General features: G+C 71.0%; 3 protein-coding genes. 2 read left to right on the top strand and 1 reads right to left on the bottom strand.

The window, feature by feature from the left end; all coding sequences use genetic code 11:
• The first annotated feature begins 16 nt into the window (after positions 1–16).
• Both ACFQ3T_RS16555 and ACFQ3T_RS16560 read left to right on the top strand, forming a co-directional pair.
• Complete coding sequence (locus tag ACFQ3T_RS16555; protein ID WP_380724164.1) at positions 17–1,468, top strand: glycoside hydrolase family 43 protein; 1,452 nt, start codon at positions 17–19, stop codon at positions 1,466–1,468.
• 255 nt (positions 1,469–1,723) lie between these two features.
• Positions 1,724–2,386, top strand: a complete 663-nt coding sequence (locus ACFQ3T_RS16560; protein ID WP_380724165.1) for a lytic polysaccharide monooxygenase auxiliary activity family 9 protein — start codon at positions 1,724–1,726, stop codon at positions 2,384–2,386.
• Between the two features lie 68 nt (positions 2,387–2,454).
• On the opposite strand, the gene ACFQ3T_RS16565 is transcribed toward ACFQ3T_RS16560, so the two are convergent.
• A complete protein-coding gene (locus ACFQ3T_RS16565; RefSeq protein ID WP_380724166.1) occupies positions 2,455–6,681 on the bottom strand; it encodes a S8 family serine peptidase in 4,227 nt (1,408 codons plus the stop codon).
• Positions 6,682–7,009 lie beyond the last annotated feature (328 nt).

The raw sequence follows: 7,009 nt of genomic DNA on the forward strand, positions 1-7,009 counted from the left end.
TCAAAGGAGATCACCCGTGTCCCGAGTACTGACGAGGGTCGGCGCGCTGCTGGCCGCCGTGGCCCTGCTGTTCACGTCCTGGTCGGTGACGACCGAGCGACGCGCCGAGGCGCTGGAGCCGTTCACCGGCTACCTGATGGCGCACTTCACCGGCGAGCACTCCAACGGCGAGCAGATCTACCTCGCGCACAGCCGTGACGGCCTGCGCTGGACCGACCTGAACAACGGCGCGCCCGTGCTGCTGTCCACCGTCGGCACCCGCGGCGTCCGCGACCCCGCGCTCGTCCGCTCCCCCGCCGGCGACCGGTACTGGATCATCGCCACCGACCTGCGCATCGCCAGTGGCACCTCGTGGTCCGACGCGGCCAACAGGGGCAGCACGTCGCTGGTGGTGTGGGAGTCCACCGACCTCGTCACCTGGTCCGCGCCGCGCCTGCTCAACGTCGCGGCCGGGATCTCTGGGGCAGGCAACGCGTGGGCCCCCGAGGCGATCTACGACCCGACGACGGGCGACTACGTCGTCTACTGGGCCACCAACGCGACCCTCAACGGTGTCAAGAAGCACCGCATCTACTACGTGCGCACGCGCGACTTCCGCTCGTTCGCGTCACCGGTGCTGTACATCGACCGGGGCACGGGTCAGGGCATCATCGACACCCAGATCATCGAGTCGCCGTCCAGCGTCGGCGGCTACCGCTACTACCGCGCCTCCGCCGACGGCCACATCACCGTCGAGGGCAGCAACTCGATCCTCGGCTCGTGGACCACCATCGGCAACCTCTCGCACATGGGCATCTCCAACGGCACCGGCGGCGGCAACGTCGTCGAGGGCCCGATGTGGATGCAGTTCAACGGTCGCAACGAATGGGCCCTCTGGCTGGACCAGTACGCCACCGGCCGCGGGTACATGCCGATCACGTCGACCGACCTCGGCAGCACGCGCAACTTCCAGACCGTCACCGGCTACAGCCTCGGCGCCACCCGCAAGCGCCACGGCTCGATCCTCAACCTCACCGCGGCCGAGGAGAGCCGCGTGCTGGCCAAGTGGGGCTCCAACGCCCCGGTCAACCGCATCCAGTCCTACAACTTCCAGGACCGGTACGTCCGCCACGTGAACTACGACGTGCGCATCGACCCGAACGTCAGCCCCGCCCAGGACGCCCAGTTCCGCGTCGTCCCCGGCCTCGCCGGCACCGGCACGGTGTCGTTCCAGTCCGTCAACCTGCCGGGCTACTACCTGCGGCACAGCAACTACGACTTCGTCCTGGCCGCCGACGACGGCACGTCGACGTTCAAGGCCGACGCCACGTTCCGCCAGGTGGCGGGCCTCGCCTCGACCTCGTGGTCGTCGTTCCAGTCCTACAACTTCCCCGACCGGCACATCCGCCACTACGGCTACCAGTTGCGGCTCGACCCGATCACCGACGCGGCCGGCCGAGCCGACGCGACCTTCCGCCTGACGCCGTGATCCGCCGGAGGGGTGGGTGCCCCAGGCGCCCACCCCTCCTGTCGTTCGGGAAGCCGATGCACCGCGGCGCGTGGTACGGGCAGGTCAGCCGCGAGGGTGCAACGGGCGTTACGCCGAACGCCAACGGGGCCGGGAATAACTACTGAATGTTTCGTTGAAGTTTCGCTCTGTGACGTATACGCTGACGACTGCTCTGGGAGCGCTCCCATATTGGATCACCACCGCTCAATCATCCGGATTGAATGGAGGCTCACCATGCGTCTGCGCAGTACCTCCGGGTCCGTCACCAGACGGCGGGGCATCATCGCAGTGATCATCAGCCTGGTGGCGTGCACGTTCGTCTGGACGCCGACGGCGTCCGCCCACGGCACCATCGTCAGCCCCGCCACCCGCGCCTACCAGTGCTGGCAAACCTGGGGCAGCCAGCACACCAACCCCGCCATGCAGCAGCAGGACCCCATGTGCTGGCAGGCCTTCCAGGCCAACGCCGACACCATGTGGAACTGGATGAGCGCGCTGCGGGACGGCCTGCGCGGGAACTTCCAGGGGTCGACCCCGGACGGGCAGCTCTGCAGCAACGCCCTGTCCCGCAACAACGCCCTGAACGCCCCCGGGCGGTGGAAGACCACCAACGTCGGCAGCAGCTTCTCCATGAAGCTGTACGACCAGGCCAGCCACGGCGCGGACTACTTCCGGGTCTACATCAGCAAGAACGGGTTCGACCCGACCACCCAGCGGCTCGGGTGGGGCAACCTCGACCTGGTCACGCAGACCGGCAGGTACGCCCCGGCCAAGGAGATCACGTTCAACGTCCAGACCAACGGCACCTACCGCGGTCACCACGTGGTGTTCACGATCTGGCAGGCCTCGCACCTCGACCAGACGTACATGTGGTGCAGTGACGTGAACTTCGGCTAGCAGCCCGGGTTCGGGAGTGGGCCCGGCCCGGCGCCGCGGTACTGGCGCCGGGCCGGGCTTCCGAGCACCTACCGCACTCCCGCCGGCGCGACCACGACGAGTTCGTCGGCGTTGGTCACGGAAATGCCGTCACCGGTGAACGTGTCGGCGACGTGGTACGTCCCCGGCGTGCGCAGCAGCAACGACATCCGCCACGTCCGCTCGGCCCCGGCGGCCACCTCCGCCCCGGCCACGACGGTGCCGACCAGCGCGCCGCCGTCGTTGGCGAGCGTCACGCGCTGCCACTTGTTGTCGACCTTCAGCCGCATGACCACGTCCTTGGCCGCCAACGCGCGGTCGGCCGTGACGCGCACCGTCCACGTCATCGGCCCGGAGGCCGCGGTGCCGCTGTTGACCGCACGGACGTCGTACTCGGTGTGCGCCTCCGGCACGAACGTGCCCCGCGTGTCCGTCAACGACATGACGGGCGCCGGTTCCGGCCCGACCCGCAGCCGCGCCTCGCCGGTGAGGTCACCGGAGTAGCCGCCGGTGTCCACGTCCAGCGCCAACCGGTACGCGCCGTCCGGGGTGCCCGGTTCGACGGTGAACGTGTGCGGCCGGGCGTTCCAGTTGATCGAACCGGCCCGCACCGGGCTGCCGTCCGGCGCGAACAGCCGGAGCACCGGCTTCAGCTCGTTCGGCGCCGCGGCCCGGACCAGGCCCTCGACGTCCTCCAGCGCCACCCGTTCCGGGAGGTTCAGGAACGGCCGCACGGCGGAGGCCATCACGGTCGCGAACGGCACGCCGTGCGCGTCGGTCACCGACCAGTCCACGGTGGCCCGACCGTCGGCGGCGACCACGACGTCGCCGAGCGAGACCTTGGCGGGGCCGCCGAAGGCGAACGGGACGTCGTAGGGGGCGGTCCAGTCGAGCCCGCCGACCTTCGTGCTCGGCAGGAACCAGTCCTGTTCGAGGTGCCGCACCGAGTGCACGGTGACCGCTTCGTACCGGTCCACCGTCGCCACGAGCGAGCCCGGTTCGTAGCGGTAGCCGTGCGGCGCGGTGCCCGAGGGCCGCAGGAACACCGAGCCGGTGTGCCGCTGGTCGGCGGCGTCCAGCGCGATGTCGGCCCGCACGGCGAAGTTCCCGCCGCTGGAGGCCGCCGGCGTGCCGCTCGCGAGCACCCTGGGCGCGAACGAGATCACGTCGTCGTCGATCACGGTGATCTCGCGGTGCAGCAGGTACGCGTCGCCGCCGCCTTCAGGCGTCGGCTTGCGCACCACGAGCGTGTACCGGCCGACCGTGTCCGGGATCTCGAACGACAGCTTGCCGGCGCCGTCGGTCTTCCCGAGCCCGCGGAGCTGCCCGCCGGCGATCAGCTCGACGGTCGCCCCCGCCAGCGGACCGACCGCGGCGACGCCCGGAGCGTCCACTGTGGACACGACGAGGTCGACGCGCGGCGCGCGCACCCGGAACGAGCCGGTCAGGTGCCCGACCTGGACCGTGAACGTGCCCAGCTGGTCGGGGTCGACCGTCCAGGTGACGGTCTTCGACTGGCCGGCCGCGAGCTGCACCGGCGTGGTGGCCCTGTCCGCGCCGCCGACCTTCAGCACCGCGTTGTAGGTGCCCGCCGACGATCCGACGTTCTTGACCTGCACGGTCACCGTGACGGTCTCGCTGGCCTTCACCAGTCCAGGCGACACCTTCAGGTCGTGCAGCGCGTAGTAGGGCTGGTTCGGGTCCGGCGCGGGCGACGCCCAGTCGATCGCCTTCAGGAACAGGTCGGTCGCCTGCGGCGTCCAGTCGCCGGGCCCTCGGGTGGCCGACACGCCGTGCAGTGACAGCAGCACGTGCCGGTTGCGGGCGCGCTGGTCGACGCCGATGCCGCCGCCCATCACGCCGTCGACCGTCCGGCCGAGGCCCGCGATGGTCTGCCTGCCGTCACCGGAGTAGCCGTTGAACCACGCCACCCACTTCGCCCGGGTGCTGTCGTCCAGCGGGATGCGGTCGCCCACCGCGTACCCGGCGAAGATCGGGTGCGCCGAGGTCACCTCGTAGTACGACACGGCCGACGTGTTGCCGCTCGAGTTGTACCCGGTCGACACCGGCTGCCCGGTGTGCTTGGACAGCTGCCGGATGCCGTTGCCCGTCGTGTTGGCGTGGTCGGTGAAGATCACGCCGGTGCCGTTGGCGTCCGTCGCGTCCAGGAAGGCCTGGAACCTCGCCGCGTTGTAGTGCGACGTCAGGGTTCCGTAGCCGAGCACGACGGTCGCGTGCTGCGCCGCCTTGTCCAGCTCGTCCCACGTGTAGTACGTCGTCCCGATGCCGCGTGGCGCGAACACGACGTCGCGGTACTGGTTGGCCCGCGACTCCGCGCTGTCCACGATCGCCACCGTGCGCGGCGGCGCGCCGAAGGCGAAGTCGGCCGTGGCCGCCTCGCCGGCGACGACGGTCACCTCGACCGCGCCGGGCGCCCGGAACGTCGGGTACGACGCGCCCACCTGGTACGTGCCCGCGGGCACGCCGTCGATCGTGTAGGCGCCGTCGGCGCCGGTCACCGCGGAGAAGTCGGCCGGCACGCCGAGCACCTTGACGGTGACGCCCGGGATTCCGGCGCCGGACACGTCGAGCTTCGCGACACCGGTGACGCGGCCGAAGGGTGCCGGTGTGAGCACGACGTCGACGGTGGTGAAGGAGTTCGGCGCGACCGTGGCGCTCACCGCGGCCTTCTCGAACCCGAACGCCTCGACGGTGACGGTGTAGTCGCCCGGTTCGAGCCTGCTCGTGAACGTGCCGTCCGCGCCGGTGGCGACGGTGCGGCCGCCCGGCTCGATCCGGACGGTGCCGCCGGTGACCGGCGAACCGGACGCGGCGTTGGTGACCTTGCCCCGCACGCCCGAATCCAGCGCGACGAACCGCGTCGCCTCGTAGGCGTTGATCCGGCCCCTGCCGAACCGGGTGTCCGGCGGCGAGCCGGCGTACCGGTCGTCCCAGAAAGCCGTGTCGCCCAACACCTTCTGCACCTCGGACACCGGCAGGTCGCCCGCGGCCGACAGCATCAGCGCGACGGCGCCCGCGGTGTGCGGGGTGGCCATCGAGGTGCCGGACAGGGTCCGGTAGCCGCCGCCCGGCGACGCCGAGTACACGTCGACACCCGGCGCGGAGACGTCCGGCTTCACCCAGCTTCCCGGCCAGTCCGCGGGCGGGGTCGCCCACTGGTCCTTGCGCACCACCGCGCCGCAGGAGAACGACGCGACGCTGTCCGTGCTGTCGGTGGCGCCGACCGCGACCGCCTCGTGCACGTTGCCGGGGCTGGCCGTGCCGGACGTGCCGCAGTTGTTGCCGATGGCGAACGCCGGGAACGAGCCGAGCGCGCGGATGGCTCGCGTCGGCTGGATCATCGCGGCGTGGAAACCGTTGCCGCCCAACGACATGCTGACCACGTCGGCCGGACGTCCCGCGGGTTTGCCCGAGGCGTCGACCGGCGCGACGGCCCACTGCATGCCCGCGGCGACCTGGGCGAACGAGCCGCTGCCGCCGGGGATCACCAGGCCGTGCATCATCTCGGCGCCGGGCGCGACGCCGATCGCGGTGCCGGAGGTCGCGCCGCCGTGGATGGTGCCCGCGACGTGCGTGCCGTGGTAGGCGGAGTCGCGCGGCGCCGAGGCGACGAGGTTGCCCGACCCGTCGAACTCCATCCAGCCACCGGGGTGGTTGGGGTCGGCGGGGTTGTCGGTCGCCATCTTGCCGGCCAGGTCGGGGTGGGTGATGTCCACACCGGTGTCCAGCGTGGCGATGCGGACGCCGCTGCCGTTGACGCCGAGCTCGTCCCAGACCCGTGCCGCCTCGATCTTCCGCAGGCCCCAGGTGAGGTCGGCGGCCGGGGTGACCTCCGCGGTGGTCGTGACCGGGTCCGGCGCGACCAGCGTGAAGTTCGGGAGCAGCTGCTCCACGCCCGGCACGGCGGCGAGCGAGCCGAGCGCGTCGGCGTCCGCGGGGAACTCGACCAGCAGCATGTTGGTCAGCCAGAAGCGGTTCACGACGGTCGCGGTCTCGCCGATGGCGGCGACGACGTCGTCCTGCGTCTCGGCCGCGTGGTCGCGGAGGGTGGTGAGGACTTCGTCGCGTCCGCCGGACAGTTCGGCGTTCGGGAGCATCACGAGCGCCTGCACCGGCTCGCCCGCCTCGGCCGCGTTGACCTGGGCGACGAGTTCGGGGGCGACGGACGCCGGGGTGGCGTGCAGCGGTGGGGTGGCGGCGGTGAGGGCGGCGAACAGACCGGCGGCGGCCACGACGGCCAACCAGGGTCTGGTCACGCCTCTGAGCGGGCGTCCGTGCTCCGATAACGGGCGGAGGGGCATCCAGCGTCTCCTTGGTCAGTAGCTTTTGTACCTATGAGAATGGTTGAAAACAACTTTCGGTCAAGGAGTCGCATGGGTCCATGCCTCGGGCCGGATGCCGCACCCGCCCGGTCCTTCTGGTCTATCGGCGGGAAAGAGGACCGACTGACCCGGAAGTCCCGTAGCGACACCGGCGGCCCCGGTCTGCTACCGCCGAACCGTCCGTCGCGGGGCCGGGAGGGTTGAGCGCTAGACGAGTAATGCGTAAGTCGAGGCGGTGGCTGTAGACGGACGAAGGGTGTTC

Origin of the sequence: Saccharothrix hoggarensis, from assembly GCF_042678885.1 — a bacterium.
GTDB classification, from domain to species: domain Bacteria; phylum Actinomycetota; class Actinomycetes; order Mycobacteriales; family Pseudonocardiaceae; genus Actinosynnema; species Actinosynnema hoggarensis.

What these genes read in the sequence shown, in the direction of transcription:
- ACFQ3T_RS16560 (WP_380724165.1), top strand. Translation starts at nt 1,724, where the DNA reads ATGCGTCTGCGCAGTACCTCCGGGTCCGTCACCAGACGGCGGGGCATC.